The sequence below is a fragment of the Geitlerinema sp. CS-897 genome, from assembly GCF_028368005.1.
In the GTDB taxonomy this organism is placed as follows: Bacteria; Cyanobacteriota; Cyanobacteriia; order Cyanobacteriales; family Geitlerinemataceae; genus Baaleninema; species Baaleninema simplex.
This window is the reverse complement of record NZ_JAQNCQ010000370.1, coordinates 1-16,976: the sequence shown is the minus strand read 5'-3', so window position 1 is coordinate 16,976 and position 16,976 is coordinate 1. Positions and strand designations below refer to the sequence as shown.

The 16,976-nt window shown below is 53.6% G+C and carries 10 protein-coding genes and 1 pseudogene; 5 read left to right on the top strand and 6 right to left on the bottom strand.

Translation table 11 applies throughout. The features are described 5' to 3' along the window. Together POG22_RS23450 and POG22_RS23445 are read left to right on the top strand one after the other, a co-directional pair. The coding region (locus POG22_RS23450) for a hypothetical protein (protein ID WP_498907324.1) at positions 1–187 on the top strand (187 nt) is incomplete at its 5' end. Next, entirely contained in the window at positions 184–1,014 is an 831-nt protein-coding gene (locus POG22_RS23445) for a DUF3598 family protein (protein WP_498907323.1), read from the top strand. The genes POG22_RS23450 and POG22_RS23445, both read left to right, overlap by 4 nt. Before the next feature lie 141 nt (positions 1,015–1,155). Here the strand turns inward: POG22_RS23445 and POG22_RS23440 are convergent, their stop codons facing one another. The 4 genes from POG22_RS23440 to POG22_RS23425 all read right to left on the bottom strand — a co-directional run bounded on the left by POG22_RS23440 (position 1,156) and on the right by POG22_RS23425 (position 10,265). Beyond that, on the bottom strand, positions 1,156–5,274 hold the full coding sequence (locus POG22_RS23440) for a bifunctional diguanylate cyclase/phosphodiesterase (RefSeq protein WP_498907322.1): 4,119 nt from the start codon (positions 5,272–5,274) through the stop codon (positions 1,156–1,158). A gap of 150 nt (positions 5,275–5,424) precedes the next feature. Then, positions 5,425–6,324 (bottom strand): ROK family protein, encoded by a 900-nt coding sequence (locus POG22_RS23435; protein WP_063718236.1) that lies wholly within the window; start codon positions 6,322–6,324, stop codon positions 5,425–5,427. A gap of 48 nt (positions 6,325–6,372) precedes the next feature. Then, a complete protein-coding gene (locus POG22_RS23430; RefSeq protein WP_017663200.1) occupies positions 6,373–6,675 on the bottom strand; it encodes a DUF3593 domain-containing protein in 303 nt (100 codons plus the stop codon). A 329-nt stretch (positions 6,676–7,004) separates the two neighbouring features. Beyond that, entirely contained in the window at positions 7,005–10,265 is a 3,261-nt protein-coding gene (locus tag POG22_RS23425; RefSeq protein WP_498907321.1) for an efflux RND transporter permease subunit, read from the bottom strand. A gap of 431 nt (positions 10,266–10,696) precedes the next feature. On the opposite strand from POG22_RS23425, the gene POG22_RS23420 reads away from it, so the two are divergent. Beyond that, positions 10,697–10,975: an HU family DNA-binding protein gene (locus tag POG22_RS23420; RefSeq protein ID WP_017663203.1), complete on the top strand. Its 279-nt coding sequence runs from the start codon at positions 10,697–10,699 to the stop codon at positions 10,973–10,975. A 97-nt stretch (positions 10,976–11,072) separates the two neighbouring features. On the opposite strand, the gene POG22_RS23415 is transcribed toward POG22_RS23420, so the two are convergent. Continuing rightward, on the bottom strand, positions 11,073–11,696 hold the full coding sequence (locus POG22_RS23415; RefSeq protein ID WP_498907320.1) for a hypothetical protein: 624 nt from the start codon (positions 11,694–11,696) through the stop codon (positions 11,073–11,075). Positions 11,697–11,983: 287 nt separating this feature from the next. Between POG22_RS23415 and smc the strand changes: the two genes are divergently transcribed. Together smc and POG22_RS23405 are read left to right on the top strand one after the other, a co-directional pair. After that, complete coding sequence (gene smc, locus POG22_RS23410; RefSeq protein ID WP_498907325.1) at positions 11,984–15,691, top strand: chromosome segregation protein SMC; 3,708 nt, start codon at positions 11,984–11,986, stop codon at positions 15,689–15,691. 48 nt (positions 15,692–15,739) lie between these two features. After that, positions 15,740–16,738 (top strand): PRC-barrel domain-containing protein, encoded by a 999-nt coding sequence (locus POG22_RS23405; protein ID WP_498907319.1) that lies wholly within the window; start codon positions 15,740–15,742, stop codon positions 16,736–16,738. Here POG22_RS23405 and POG22_RS23400 read toward each other — a convergent pair. After that, positions 16,689–16,976: pseudogene (locus POG22_RS23400) on the bottom strand (RNA-guided endonuclease TnpB family protein); the annotation flags it as partial. The gene POG22_RS23405 and the pseudogene POG22_RS23400 overlap by 50 nt on opposite strands.

The window sequence follows — 16,976 nt, the reverse complement described above, 5'->3', positions numbered from 1 at the left end:
CCACCGCCAAAATTCCAATTCAATTGGAGTTTTAGGCAAACTTACTAACTTGGGTTTCGTTAGCCAGTTTAACCATTCACGTCCATTGTACTGTAAAGCCGCCCTAGAAGGGCGGGGTTTCAAACCCAAAATTTTCGATGACGAGGAGATGATAAAATTAGCACTGTCGGGAGAGCGATCGCCGTGACCACATCGACGCAGTGGCAATATTTCCTTCGTAACCTGGGGGCTTGGAAAGGTTCCTTCACCCAACTGTCGCCTCGGGGGGAGATTCTCAGCGATACACCAACCCTCGTCACCTTCGAGGGATTGGACGACAACCAACTCGTCAAACAACAGGTTTTCAAATATCCTCTCGGCGAACCGGAACCGCCACCGCTAACCTTGGAATATCGCACCTTGGGACGCAATATCCTGTTTTTTGAAGACGGAGCGTTTTCCATCGGTTCGGTGCAGTTTTCCCCGATCGCCACCTTTGGCGCAGAATTAGGATTAATTTACCGCGATCGCCGAATGCGGATCGTGGAACTGTTCGCCCCCTCCGGGGAGTTATCCAGTTTGACGTTGATTCGCGAATGTCTCGAGGGAAGCAACGCGAGGGAATTTCCACCCCTGACTGTCGAGAAACTCATCGGCGAGTGGGAGGGAACCGTTACGACGATGTATCCCGACTATCGAAATCCTGAAGTATCGTCTTCTCGCCTCTCGATTCGTCTCGACGGAACCGCCCTCCACCAACACTTGCAAACTCCACAATTCGAACTGTCTTCAACCGGACGAGTTGAAGGGTCTCGCATTCTCTTCGAGAGCGGTAAAACCCCGATGCAAGTCCTATTATTGCCCGATGGCGCGTCTTGTAACACGCCCCTTAAAATTCCCCGACGATCGCCATTTTTACTCGAATCGGGCTGGCTGGTCGAGGAAAACTTGCGCTATCGCCTCGTTCGCAGCTACGACGCTACCGGACAATGGACGAGCCTCACCCAAATTGTCGAAAAAAGACTTGACAAATAAACTAATCTATGATACTTAAAGATTTTAAAATCACCAGTGTTAGGGAATAGGGAATAGGGAATAGGCAACAGACAACAGTTAATCGTTTTTCCCCCTCTCCCTTTCTCCCCCTCTCCCCCTCTCCCCCTCTCCACAAGCCCCTCAAGACTGACGGCGAGGACAACTCAGAAGGGGATAACTTAGCATTTCCGTAGCACGATCGACCGGTACGGGAGGCGAAAACAGGTATCCCTGGCCTAACTCGCAGCCAAGTCCCCGAAGCCATTCCAACTGTTGCAGGGTTTCGATCCCCTCGGCGATCGCGTTGAGTTCGAGCAAATTACTCAACGCCACGATCGATTCTGCAATAACCTGATTGCGGGCGTCGGACTCGGACAAATTCACAAAAGCGCGATCGATTTTTAGGGCGTCGACGGGCAAACCCGACAAATAACTGAGAGATGAATATCCCGTCCCAAAATCGTCGATACTCAAACGAATTCCTTTGGCTCGGATGCGATCGAGTAAAGCACAGGTCACCTCGACGTTTTGCACCAACATACTCTCCGTAATCTCGAGAACTAAACTCTCGCTTTGGAAGCCGTAGGTATTCAGCAAGTCTTCAAGTTGTTGCAACAGTCCTTCGTGAAGTTGTCGCGCCGACAGGTTGACGCCAATCTTAATCGATCGCTCGGGAAACTGAGTTTGCCACGCCGCCAGTTGTTGACAAGCCGCTTGTAAAATCCAACGACCCATCGGTTCGATTAATCCCGTGTCCTCCGCGATCGGAATAAATTCCCCCGGCGACACGATCCCCCGTCGGGGATGCTGCCAGCGGATTAACGCCTCGAACCCGCGCAAGATATGCGTTTCCAAGAACACGATCGGCTGGTAGTACAGAACGAACTCTTCGTTTTCCAGCGCTCGACGCAAATCGTTTTCGAGGTGCAGTCGCTGCACCACCTGAAAGTGCATCGCCGGATCGAAAATGGCATATTGTCCCCGTCCGCCGTGCTTGGCTCGATACATGGCGAGATCGGCGTCCCGCAGCAGATCTTCGGGGTTGTTGCGATCGCGAGTTCCGGCCGCAATTCCCACACTCGTACTGGTAAAGACCTCTCGACCGGCGACTCGTACTGGCGATCGCAACGCCTCTAAAACCCGTTCGGCCACTCGCACCGCCCCCTCGATCCCCTCAATGTCCTCGAGCAAAATCACGAACTCGTCACCTCCCAACCGCGCCACCAAATCGGTTTCGCGCACGCACTGCTGCAACAGTTCTCCGACGGCTAAGAGCAGTTCGTCGCCAACACAATGCCCGAGACTATCGTTGACGACTTTGAAATTGTCCAGATCTAAAAACAAAACCGCAAACTGAAACGATCGATAGCGTTTCGATCGCTTGAGTGCCAAGTCGAGCCGTTCCATGAGAAAGTTACGGTTGGGCAACCCCGTCAACCCATCGTGAAGGGCTTCGTGTTTCAACTGTTTCTCGGCTCTCACGCGATCGCTGACGTCCCGCGAAGTCGTTTGCAAGTGCAAAATCTGCCCCGCGTCGTCCAAAATGGCTTGGGTGAGGGTTTCGAGCCAGATATATTGTCCCGTTTTCTGACGAATGCGATAGGTAATCGCCCTCGGCTGTCCCCGCAACACAGACTCGTGGGCGTCTCGGCTCACGCGATCGCGATCGTCGGGATGAAAAAACTCGTAAGGATCGCGGTCGATTAACTCCTCGGGACGATATCCCAACAGCGTCTCGCTCGAGGGCGTCACGTACAGATAACGTCCGTCGGGGTGGTGCAAACACACCAAATCGCTCATGTTCTCCGTCACCAACCGCAGGCGTTCTTCACTTTGGCGCAAGGCGCGATCGACCTGCTTCAATTCCGTAATATCGCGCCCCACCGATTGAATTTCGACCAGTTGTCCCGACTCGTTAAAAATTCCTTCGTTGAGCCATTGCGTCCACCCCACCGATCCGTCCGACCGGGTATCTCGATTTTCGACAATACATCTCGGGTTCGTCGGACTCAGCTGCGTTAATTCTTTAAAAACGCGAGTTTCTAAATCTTCAGCGTTGGCGAAATCGCTCCATTTTTTGCCCACCATCTCTTCTAAAGACGTTCCCAACGCCTGACAGAGAACCTCGTTGGCGAAGGTAATGGTCGTGTCGGGCAGCGATCGCAAAATAAAGTCGCTTTGAGATTCGACCACAGTACGATATCGCGCCTCGCTTTCGCGCAGGGCAATTTCAGCTTGCTTGCGATCGCTGATATCGAGAGAAGTGCCAAAAAGCTTGACAATTTGACCGCGATCGTCTCGCATCGCTTCAGCTCGAGCTTCCATATATCCCATCGATCCATCGGCCCTAAAAAACCGTAAATCGATATCGTAGGAAATTCCCTGCGTCATCGCCGCCTCGATCGCCCCTTCCAATCGAGGGCGATCGCCCCGATGAACGTGGTTCGACATCATATCAGCGAAATTCGGCCGAGTCTCTGCCGGATCGAAACCAAAGATCCGACACAGATTCTCAGACCAACGAATCTCTCGAGTTGTCACCTCCAACTCCCAGTTTCCCAGCTTGACCATCTGCTGCGCTTGCACCAAAGCCGTTTGACTCTCGAGGAGTTTTTGTCGTTCTCGCGCCACTTGCTGGTAGAGTTGCGCCTGCTGGATGGCAACTTCTAATTGGCTGGCGATCGCCCGAACCAGTTCCACCCGCTCGTCCGTCCACGCCAACGAGTATTCTGGAGCGTTGAGCGTGAAACTTCCCCAAATTGTATCGTCCACTGCCAGCGGAACCAACAGCCAAGCCCCCGGCAATCGTTCGGCCACGTCCCGATTAATATCGTCTTCGAGTCGATGGGTATCTTCGACCCGCACGATCTCGAATTGCTTGAGTCGCGACGCAAACGGATTTCCCGCATCGGGAATTTCCAAACCAAGGGTCGACGGTAAATCGCGATCGCGACGAAATTCCGCCACGTGTCTCCACAATCCCTCTTCGGAACGATACTCAACCACAAAACAGTCCATCCCCGGTAACAATCGAGCAGTTTCTGCGGTTGCAGTGGCAAAAATCGTCTCTAGATCTAAAGAGTTGCGAATCGCCTGAAGCACTCGGTTGAGCGCTCGTTCTCGCCGAACTTGCTGCTGTAGACTCGCTTCAAACTTTTGGCGATCGCTGATGTCGGTAATTAACGTATCCCATACCACGTCCCCGTTTTCCTGTCTTTCCGGTTTCCCCGAGGCTTCGAGCCATTTCAGCTTTCCCGACGGCGTCGTAATCCGCCACTGCCAAAACCACGTCTCCAACGTCCGAGCTGATGCCAACACCGACTCGTACATCGCCTCTCGGTCTTCTGGATGCACCATATCCCACAAACTTTGGGCGTTTTCTACCACCGCCTCCGCTTCGACCTCCCAAAGTTCGTAACAGCCAGGACTCATATAAACGACGCGATCGGAGCCGTCGGAATGCAGAACGTAGCGAAAAATCGCCCCTGGGACGTTGGCCGCCATGTTATGAAACCGCTGCTCGCTCTGGCGCAACGCTTCCTCAGTATGTTTGCGGGCGCTCACGTCTAAAATCAAACCGTCCCACACCACATCTTCGTTGCGATGTGCTTGGGGTTTGGCTGCCGCTTGCAACCACTTTTGCCGTCCCGAGGGGGTGGTAATGCGCCATTCGTACTCCCAAGGGGTTAAAGACCGAGCTGACGCCAACACCGACGCCCGCATTTCAGCGAGGTCGTCTGGATGCACGAGACGCCAAAACTGCTCTGTATCCCGCATCGCCGCTTCAGATTCGACTTCCCACAAATCGCGGCATCCCGAACTGACGTACAGCAGTTCGTCCGATCCGTCGGGATGTAAGACGTAACGATAGATCGTCCCAGGAGTATTGTCAGCTAACACTTGCAGGCGATCTTCAGCCTGTAGGCGACGTTCGATCTCTCGCTGCAAGCAACGGTTCCAAATGGCAAAGGTAACGAGGCCGATGGCGGGGATGTAGACTGCCAGATCGACAAACAGGTGGCGCAGTTCGATCCATCCAAAGTAAGGTTTGGCGTCGAGACACCGTTCGCTCGCCCCCAAACACTCGCCCCCGAATCCCGCCGGTTCGCCGCTTTCCTCGACCCACACCTTGGGTTCGTTTGGGTCGATGCCGACTCGTACCGTCGTACCGGCCTCTTGCTCTCGAGCTGGATACTCTCCCCCTCCCAAAAATACGAAGGCAGCGATCGAGCAACCGCTCAGTGTTTGTGCCAAATTCATAAACGAATGCGAAGCCGTTATTCTGAAACAGACGGTCTTCGATCTATCTTAGTTCAGCCTCAAAACACAGGTTTTTGAGAAATTGAATTTGGAACGAATCTTATTGTTACCGACACGGTTCGCATTCCGGGGAGATACGATCCGGCAATGTTAGGGTGCGATCTTTGCCAAAAGCTGCCACGCTAACTTCGCTGCTCCGATCGTTCCGGCTCGATTTCCCAACTCGGCCGTAAGCACTTGCAACCCCTCTCGAGAAGTCGGAAGGACTCGACACTCGATTTCGGCTTTCATGGCTGGAAAAAACAAATCCGCTCCGGCTGCAATGCCGCCACCAATGACCACAGCCTCTGGCGTCAAAATATAAATTAAACTGGCAAGTCCCGCCCCAAGTCGTCGTCCGTATTGTTCCCAATAGGCGATCGCGTCCTTATCTCCGGCTTCGGCTTTCGCCGCCAATTCGTGGGGTTCGAGTCCCGTCTCGCGTCGAATCGCCCGCACGGAGGCATACTGTTCTAAAGACCCGTTATTACCGCTGTTGCAGGGTGGACCGTCGGGGTTGAGAGTAATCAACCCCAGCTCCCCCGCCGCACCGTGACGCCCCACAAACAGGCGATCGTCCAACACGATCGCCCCTCCGACTCCCGTTCCTAACGTCAACAGAATGAGGTCGCGAAACGATCGCCCAGCCCCCAACCAGGCTTCCCCCAATCCCGCACAGTTGGCGTCGTTGGCCAACACCACGGGTCTTCCGATTTTGGCTTCGAGAATATCAGCCACCGGAACGTCGTTCCATCTGCTGAGGTTGATGGCCACTTTGGCGATGCGTCCGGTTTCATCAGCCGGACCGGGAGTTCCTAACCCCACCGCGACGCAGTTTCGCTGAGGATCGAGTCGATCGATCGCCCCCACGATGGCCTCCAGAACCGCCTCGGGGGTCGAAGGTTGCGGCGTCTCCACCGTCAGCCTTTCACCACAATTCCCCTCGCGATCGAACCGCCCCAACTTAATCGACGTTCCACCCAAGTCGATTCCTAAAACTTCTTGCTTCACGATGTCCCAAACTGAAAAGAAAATCTCGGTCGTACCATCATCTCATCATCACTGCATCTCTCGACCCTTCTGGCGTTTGCGAATCGCTTCGCTAAATCCCAACACCACTACGATGTTAGAAAGCGTCAAAAATACTTCCGCGCCGCCGTGCAACCAATCCACGTTCGCCAGTTTTTCCCCGTAGTGGACTTTGGCGTAAATTCCCGCCGGAATCGTCACCGCTACGAACACTAACAAAATGTAGAAGCCAATCAGCGCCAAACGCGGCGTTTGTTTCGATCGCGTCAGGAAATATAAAAAGCCCAAATAGGGAAACAGCGACACGGCAAATAGCGTATCTTTGGAAATCATAAATCTCACCCGCCGGATAAGGGGACGGGGTTTATTTTATCGCTCCTCGATGATGAAATCACAGACAGGCGATCGCATCCTCTCTCTATCGTTCTCGATCTCCAATATTGTTTTTTTAAACAATATTGCCGACCGCGCCGCCATCGAAACCGGGGTTGCGATTTCCGTCGCGAAGCTGTAAAATTAAGTTTATAAGGGTTAACTTGTCTATATACTTGATTTTTTATTCAACAACCCAATGAGGCAATAATCCAAATCCCCAGCATCTCCGAAGATGCCGGGGATCTAGAGGGGAAACGATAGCCGATCTAGCCTCGCTCCGAGAAGAGCTAAGCGATCGAGGATTCGTGACCGACCGAAGAATCGATATCCTCAACCACCATATCTTTCGGCAGCTTGCGAGAGCGATCGCCGTAATACATCAACGGAATCACGAACAGCGTCAACGCCGACGAGGTCAACATCCCGCACAACAGCGTCCAAGCCAACCCCGACCAAACTGGGTCGCTGAGAATCGAAAGAGTTCCCAACATCGTCGTCACGCTTGTCAGCAGAATCGGACGGAAGCGAACCGCTCCCCCTTCGAGGATGGCATCTTTGAGAATCGCCCCTTCTTTCATCCGTTCGCCGACGAATTCCAACAACACGATCGCGTTACGAACCACGATCCCCGCCAGCGCGATGACCCCGATCATGGCAGTCGCACTAAAGTACACGCCATTGAGAGAGAAGCCAATAAGAATCCCGATCAACGCCAGCGGGATACTGCCGAGAATAATCATCGGCACCTTAAAACTGCGGAACTGACCCACCAAAATAAAGTAAATCAGCATCACCGCCACCAGCATCGCCAGTCCCAAATCGCGGAACACGTCGAGAGTGAGTTTCCATTCCCCATCCCATTTGATGTAATACCCCTGCGGTAACGGATTGCGGAAGAAATAAATCAACTGATCGAGAACGGCATACACCGACGAGCGATCGCCCATTTCGCCCATGACGTAAGTTACCTGTTTTTGATCTTTATGGAAAATCGGCAGATCGACGATCGTGGGTTCAAAGGAAACCAACTCCGTTAGCGGTACTAAATTTCCGCTTTGCGTCGGAATTTGAATGCGGGTCAGATCGTCTACACTTTGGCGATCGGGATAAGCAAAGCGCACCTCGATCGCAACAGGAGTCAGTTCGCCAGGAACTTGCAGCGTCGAGACTTCCGCCCCAGATAACGCCATATTGAGCGTTTGAGCGATTTCTTCCGTCGTCAACCCCGCTTGATTGACCTTCGCGCGATCGACCGACAGCTTCATCTGCGGCATCGGATTTTTCACCGAATCGTCGATATCGACAACTTCCTTCGTGTCGGCGAACACCAAGCGCACCTCTTTTGCCAAATTCCGCAACTTGTCGTAATCCGGCCCGTAAATTTCCGCCAACATGGTCGATCGCACCGGCGGTCCTGGCGGATCTTCGACGAGTTTCACCACCGCGTTGTTCTCGGCAGCAATTTCCGCTAACTGCGGTCGCAGGCGGAATACGATCCCTTCCGAGTCGATTTTACGGGCGTTGTTGTTGGTCAAGTGAACCCGAATATCGGCGTAGTGTTCCCCTTCTCGGTCCGTATTGCCTCGCAGCAAGCCGTTAAAGTCCACCGGAGCGCCGACACCGCTGTAACTCTCAAATTGAACCACTTCCGGATCTTGCGTGAGGACTTCTTCCATCTCGCGGACGACGCGATCGGTTTCGACTAACTCCGTTCCCAGCGGCATATCTAATTGAACCAAAAAGCGGTCTTTATCCGCTTTCGGCAACATTCGGAACCGCACCGCCTGAGTCAGCGGCAAAATAAACGTCGCTAACAGCATTCCCACGATGACGAAAATCACGAAACGGCGTCGCGTTGCCGAATCGAGTAACGGCTCCATAATTTTTCGATACCACTTATAAATTTTGGTATCCGTCACGTCGAGATTTTCTTCACCCGGTTTGTGGGGTTTGATTTTAATCAGCCGCAATCCCAAATAAGGCGTCACCGTCAACGCCAAGGTGGTACTGATGGTCATCGCCACCGGGAGGTTAAACGGCATCGGCCCCATGTAAGGCCCCATCATCCCCGTCACGAAGCGCATGGGAACGAACGCCAGAATCACCGTAATCGTCGAAAGGATAATCGGGCCGCCCAGTTCGTTGAGGGCTTCGATCGCCTCCTCTCGTTTTTCGGCGAAAGTCATCCCCGGCCGCATTTCTAAGCGTCGGTGAATGTTTTCTGTGGCGGCGATCGCGTCGTCGACCAAGGTTCCCAAGGCCAGAATCAACGCGAACAGGGTAATCCGGTTGATCGTTTGTCCGGCCATCCACCCCACCAGCAGCGTTCCACCCAGCGTCAGAGGAATCACGAAGGCCACGATCGAGGCTTCCCGCCATCCCAGAAACACCACCAGCAGCACCACCACCACGCCGATGGCTTGAAACAAACTGGTGTACAAGTCTCCCACAGCTCGGGCTGCGGTGCGTCCGTCGTTCCGACTCACGGCGATATCAATGCCGGGGGGAAGTTGCGATCGCAGTTCGTCCACCCGCTTGAAAATCTGTTTGGCTACCGTGACAGCGTTCGTGCCTTCTTTTTTGGCGATGCCGATAGTGATGGCCGACTGACTGACGAAATCTTCTTCCGGGTGAAGTTTCGGGTCGGGATAGGGATCGTTAAAGTTCCAATCTTGGCGGTAGTGAAGGCGCGAATACGTGACCCGTTCGCCGTAGTCGTCGCGGACGGTAGCCACGTCTCGAAGGTAGATGGGAGTGCCGTTGTTGTCTCCGGTGTAGCCGACGATAACGTCTCGGATGTCTTCGGCGGACTCGAACAGGCTCCCCCCTTCGATAAACAGGCGATCGGAGCCGACTGAAACGTCTCCGGCGGGAAGTTGTACGTTTTCGTTTTCTAATCGCTGGGCGATCGCAGCCGGAGACAGGCGATAACTGGCCAGTTTGTTGGGGTCGAGATCGACGCGAATCGCTCGAGGCTGTCCGCCAGTAATGGTTAAGTTGCCCGTGTTGGGGATCGATCGCAAATCTTCCAACAAGCGTTCTCCCACGCGCCTGAGTTCGTTATCGCTGTAGTTTTCCCCCGTCACCGTCAACGTCACGATCGGTACGTCGTCGATAATCAGCGGTTTGACGAGGTAAGACACCGTCGGCGGTAGGATATCTTGCCAGTTGTACAGGTGGTTTTGCAGTTTGAATAGCGAATCTTCCCAGTCTTCCCCGACAAAGAACTGAACCGTGACCTTCGCACTGGAGTTCTGGGAGACCGAATAAACGTACTCGACCCCCGTGAGTTCTCGGATTTTGGCTTCGACGGGTAGAGTAAGGGTTTGTTCGACCACTTCGGCGGGGGCGCCGGGGTATTCGAGGTAAACGTCCGCTCCCGGAACGACGATTTGCGGGTTTTCTTCCTTGGGGGTGAAGAAGGCGGCAGCCAGTCCGAACAGGACGAGCGCGGCAATCAGCAACAGCGTCACTTGGGAGTCGATGAAATAAGCGGTGATTTGCCCCACGAGGTTTCGTTTTCGGGGCGCTGCGGGTGTCTCTGGCATGGTGGTGGTGTTTCCGGTTGTACGGCTCGTTGGGACTTCGGTGAAGTGTTCGCGAGCGATCGCGTCGTGTTAGGATGACTCCAACTCCATAGTATAACTGTGTAGTTATACAGTCAATACAATAACCAATTTCCTCGAACTCGCTCGAAATTCTTTACTCAATATCTCAATGATTGTCAAGACTTTTGCTAAAAAATGTTGCAAGAAAAAGTGGAGACGTAAAAAAAATCTGGAAATCAAGATAAATTAATACTTTCAGCGATCCAGATCGGGCGAACACCCCTTAGAATAAATCAGTGAAATATCGGAAGAACGGGAGTTACAGGCATTTTCAGCCGAAATCTCGCTCGATGTTTCTCGATTAAACTAACCACAGCTAAGCCCTCGGGCTGAGTTATACCCCTACTGTACGAATCAAAGGAGCATCGATAATGAACAAAGGAGAACTCGTCGATCGCGTAGCGACGAAAGCTGGCGTGACGAAAAAAGAAGCCGATGCAGTTCTGACCGCTGCCCTCGAAACCATCGTCGAGGCGGTCTCGAGCGACGACAAAGTTACCCTCGTCGGTTTCGGCTCGTTTGAAGCCAGAGAGCGCAAAGCTCGCGAAGGTCGCAACCCCAAAACCGGTGACAAAATGATTATTCCCGCGACCAAGGTTCCTGCCTTTTCTGCCGGGAAACTCTTCAAAGAAAAAGTCGCCCCCAACTAAAACACGCTTTAATAAAGTGTCGATCGGGCTTCGGCCTGCCTGGGCAGCCTCTTGCTGGCTGTCCAGTCACAATGACAATCCCATCAGAGGCGATCGCTCACGCCACGACTAACGTGTCGGGACTGCGACGGGAAAAAATTTTAAAACTTTTCAGATCGGGAAATTTCGATAATCCGGCGTTCAGTGCATTTCGCACCGACAGTCCCGTGGCGAGTTTTCCATAAAAAATTTCTAAAAACGGCACGAGATGCTGGTAGGAAATGGGGTGTTCGGGGAATACCGCCGCTGCAACCCCTGCCTTAAGAAACGCATCGGAGAGCTTCGCCGCACTATAAGCTCCACTGACCACGACTTTATCTCGCCATTGCACGATCGACTCGATATCCTGGGGAGAGAGTCGTTCTTGCGGTCGGCGATCGCGGATCTTTTCTGCATTCGACCACCGCATCACCAACCCGTCGCGATCGCCGTGTAACGCCAGGTGAACCACTTTCGTATCGGTATCGCTCAAACAGTTCTGGAACAGCGATCGATTCAAAAACGTCCGTTTCGTCCAAATACCGTCGTTGCTGTAAACCTCGCACTCGATGCCGCTACGCTTGCAAAACTCCGATAGCATCAAGGTTTCCGTCTGCTTCTCAATCTCGGGATTTCGACAAACCTCAAAGATAGCCACCTTCATTTCGATACCCCCGCGATCGCCTTGGTTGCATTCTATCAAAGCTTCTGGAGCAAGAGAGGGGGGGGAGAAGAGGAGAAGGGGAGAAGGGGAGAGGGGGAGAAACGATTAACTGTTCTCAGATCCGCTGTTCCCTGTTAACCGTCTTCACTGCTCACTGCTCACTGCTCACTGTAAAAGGCTGGCGACTGTAAAAGGGGAGATGGAGAAAATGCAAGAATGATGAAATGGGAAAACTTAACTTGATTGTCAATTGCGATCGATCCGCCTCGCTGGTGACTGCCAAAGGATCGCGATCGATTGTCGATTGTCAATTCTTAATGGCTTTCATGGTTCACATCAAACAAATCGAACTCACCAATTTTAAGTCCTTTGGCGGCACGACGCGGATTCCGTTCGAGCCAGAGTTTACCGTGATTTCGGGGCCGAACGGTTCGGGGAAATCCAATATTCTCGACGCACTGCTGTTTTGCTTGGGAATTGCGTCGTCGAAGGGAATGCGGGCCGATCGCCTTCCCGATTTGGTGAACCAGCAGCAGAGTAACCGCAAGTCTACCGTCGAAGCCAGCGTGACGGTGGTGTTCGATCTCGGAGACGATTCGTTACCCGATACCGCCGATGAGGAGTTGGATAAGCCGTTAGCGTCGGAGGGTGCGTCGGAAGAGGCGATCGATACCATCGCCTCGGAAATCGACTCGCCGGAAAACGAGAATTTAGACGGTGATTCAGACTCTCAAAACTCAGACTCTCAACATTCGCCGAAAAGCAACGAGTGGACGGTAACGCGACGACTGCGCGTCACGAAATCGGGAAGTTATACCTCGACGTATTACATTAACGGCGAACCCTCGACGCTGACAGAGTTACACGAAAAACTCAACAATCTGCGCGTCTACCCGGAAGGCTACAACGTGGTATTACAGGGAGACGTAACGAGCATTATTTCCATGAACCCTCGGGAACGTCGCGAAATTATCGACGAACTGGCGGGGGTGGCGGCGTTCGATCGCAAAATCGATCGCGCGAAACAGAAATTCGAGGAAGTCGAAGAACGCGAAGATCGCTGTCGCATCGTGGAACGAGAACTGATCGCGCAGCGCGATCGCCTCGGGGAAGATCGCATTAAAGCCCAGAAATATCAAGCCCTCCGAGACGAACTCCACCAAAAACAAGCATGGGAAATCGTGCTACGGTGGCACCAACTGCGATCGCAAGAAGCGCAAGTGCGAGAACAAATTGAAGCTGGCGATCGCACCCGCGCCGAACTCACTGAAGAACTCTCGCGCCTCACCCACCGCATTCAAACCGCCTCCGAGGAACTCGACGCCCTCAACGCCAAAGTCCGCGCCCTCGGCGAAGACGAACTCATCGCCCAACAGTCCATCCTCGCTCAACAGGAAGCCCAAAAGCAACAACTCCAGCAGCGACGGGAAGAGCTTCGCGAAGACCGGGAAAAAACGCAGAATGCCATAACACAAACCGAACAAAATATCCAGCAATCGCAACAAAAGTTAACCGAACTCCAACAGCAACAGCAACATCTGGAAACCGAAACCCTGGCGGCACAAGTTCGAGCCAGAGACGAGGCGAAAGCGGAACTCGATCGCACCCGAGACGCCGCTAACGCCCTAGCCTCAACAGCAGAAGCCTGGGTGCAGGAACAAACCCAACTGCGGCGAGAAACGGAAACCCTGCTAAAAACCCTAGAACCCCAACGGGCGGAACGGGCGCAACTTTCCGAACGGGTAACGCAACTTTCCGAACAAATCTGCGATCGCCAACAGTCGTTAACGGATCTCGAAACCCAACTCAACGAAAAACAGCAAACCGCCGAAAACCTTTCCCAAGAAGAAACCGACGCCCAAAACCAGCGCGATCGCCTCGAATCCGTCGCCAAAGCCGCCGAAGAAGAACTGCAAATCCAGCAAGACACCCAAACCCGCCTGCTGAAAGAACAGCGAGACAAACAGCGCAAACTGGACAAACTCGAAGCCCAAACCCAGGCGATACGGGAAGCCTCCGGTAGTTACGCCACCCAGTTGGTGATGCAGTCGGGGTTGAGTGGCGTATGCGGCTTAGTGGCGCAGTTAGGGCGCGTCGAACCTCACTATCAAATGGCGTTAGAAACTGCGGCTGGGGGACGCTTGGGCTTCCTGGTGGTGGAAGACGACGTCGTGGCGTCGGCGGGAATTCGGCTGTTGAAGGAAAAACGGGCGGGGCGGGCGACGTTTTTACCCTTGAACAAAATTCGCGCCCCGCGATCGCTCTCCTATCCCGACATCGAACGCAGTCAGGGATTTATCGACTACGCCGTCAACCTCCTCACCTGCGAACAACGCTACGACGAAGTATTTGCCTACGTTTTCGGCAATACCGTCGTGTTCGATCGCCTCGACAACGCCCGAACCGTCTTAGGAAAAGCCCGCATCGTCACCCTCGACGGCGAACTCCTCGAAACCAGCGGGGCGATGACAGGCGGTGCCAGTCGCGGGAATTCCTCCCACTTACACTTCGGATACGCCGAAACCGGAGAGTCGTCAGAAGTGCGGGCGTTGCGCGATCGCCTTTCGCAAATTGCAGAAATTCTCGAACGCTGCGACGCCGAGATTACCCGCTGGGCGACAGAAGTAAAGCTGGGTTCTAAAGCAGCGATGGAAGCCAAACAGCAACATCGCGAAATTCAGTTGAAAGCCGAACGAGTGCGCGACGAAATTCAGCAGTTAGAACAACAAATCGATCGCACGCGATCGCAACTCCACAACCAACGCCAAGAACTCCACAGCAACCAACAGCGACTGCAACACCTCGAAGCCGAACTTCCCCAGCAAGAACAGCAACTGCAACAGCTTCGCGAACAACTCGCCGAACTCGAAAAATCCCACACTCACAGCGAATGGCAAGCGTTGCAGCAGCAAATCCAAGAACGCGAGACAGTCTTGAGCGATCGCACCCGCGAGGTGCGCCAAACCGAAGAACGAGTGCGGGAACTGGCGAACCAACAAGAACGACTCGCCGAAAAACGCCAAGACAGCCAAGAACACCTCGCAACCCTACGCCAACAACTCGAACAATACGACATTCAACAAACCGCCTTGCGCGATCGCCAAACCGGGATCGATCGCCAACTCGAACAAACGCAGGCGGCGATGGTGGAAATCGAAGCCAAACTCGGCGAAGAAAAACAAACCCGCGACGCCGCAGAAGTCGCACTGCGAGAACTCCGCGTCACCCAACAACAAAGCCAATGGCGGCTAGAAAAACTTCAAGAAACCCAAGACGGGCGACACGAACAGTTAAACCAAGTGCGATCGCACCTGCAACAAATGCAATCGGAACTGCCCGAACCCCTTCCCGAAGTCCCACCGAACCAAAAACTCGACGCCCTCCAAAAAGAATTAAAAGCGATCGCCAAACGCATCGAAGCCATGGAACCCGTCAATATGTTGGCATTAGAAGAATTCGATCGCACCCAGACACGACTCGAAGACTTATCCGAAAAACTAAAAATTCTCGAAGGCGAACGCAGCGAACTCATGCTGCGGATCGAAAACTTTACCACCTTACGATTGCGGGCATTTCGCGAAGCCTTCGACGCCGTAAACGAAAACTTCGCCGCCATTTTTGCCGAACTCTCCCAAGGAGACGGACACCTACAACTCAACGACGAAGACGATCCCTTTAGCAGTGGCTTGAACCTCGTCGCGCACCCCAAAGGCAAACCCGTCCAACGCCTCGCCTCCATGTCCGGAGGCGAAAAATCCCTCACCGCCCTCAGCTTCATTTTCGCCCTACAACGCTATCGTCCCTCACCCTTTTACGCCTTCGACGAAGTCGATATGTTTCTCGATGGGGCAAATGTGGAACGATTAGCTAAAATGATCGAAAAGCAAGCACAGCACGCACAATTTATGGTAGTGAGTTTGCGTCGTCCCATGATTGCTTCCGCCGAACGTACCATCGGCGTGACCCAAGCCCGTGGAGCGCATACCCAGGTGTTGGGGTTGAAGTTACAGCACCAGCAACGCGCGTCTGTGTGAGATTGCAGTATATTAAGTCAGGATTCGACTCGTAGGATTCCGCCTAGAATGACCTCCGAACATATTCGCCAACGCTCCGATCTACTAGGAACTCAAGTCATTACCCGCGATACCGGGAGACGGTTAGGGGTAATCAGTCAAATTTGGGTCGATATCGATCGACGCTCCGTCGTCGCCCTGGGAATGCGAGACAACATCCTCGCCGTGACCGGGCTACCTCGCTACATGCAGCTCGATCGCATCCGCCAAATCGGAGACGTGATCCTCGTCGATGACGAAGACGTTATCGAAGACGATCTCGATGTCGAAGCCTACAGCAACCTCATCAACAGTGAAGTCATCACCGAAACCGGAGAACTCCTCGGACGGCTGCGGGGTTTCAAATTCGACACCCGCGACGGAACCTTAGTCTCAATTATCCTCGCCTCCATCGGACTGCCGCAAATCCCCGAACAGCTTCTGAGTACCTACGAGTTACCCATCGAAGAAATCGTCAGCAGCGGACCGAACCGGCTCATCGTCTTTGAAGGAGCAGAAGAACGCCTGACGCAGCTTTCCGTCGGCGTCATGGAACGACTCGGACTCGGCACCGCCCCCTGGGAACGAGAAGAAGAAGAAGAATTCTACACCCCCACCGCTCGCCCCGAAAACCAACTCGGCAGCGGCATTCCCGCCACTCCACCCGAAACCGTCCGCCGTCCCCCCATTCAAACCCCCGTCGAATCCCAGTGGGACGAAGACGAATGGACGCAGCCGGAACCCGAACCCCTCTACGAAGCCGAACCCGAACCCGTTTACGTCGAATACGAAGAAGATAACTGGAGCGAAGCCAGTTCGACTCGCTACGAACCCGCTTATCCCGAAGAACCCTATCGAGACGAGCCGATTTACGAAGAAGCAGAATATCCCGAATATGCCGAACCTGCCGATTATGAAGATGTAGAAGCAGACGCCTGGGCTGAAGAAGAAGATCGTCGCGCCTACAATCCCCCCAAAGTCAACATCCCCGAAAAAACCACACAGCCGGAATACGAAGAAGGATATTGACATCCTCTCCCAGCAACCCGTTCCGGGTATGCAAGGAGATTCCTTGGGTCGCCCCAAAGATTTCCTGCTTCAACAGGTGCCAGCTAGGCTGAGTAACCTCAGCCCCCGCCGCCTCCCCTCCACAGGCAGTTTCGATTCCCCGTTGCCCACGGGTACAGATAACTTGTCCACTCGCCACATCACGGGGCTTTGTTGACCCGCAGTTGTGACAGTGATGAATCCTGGTTGAGAGGTCTTT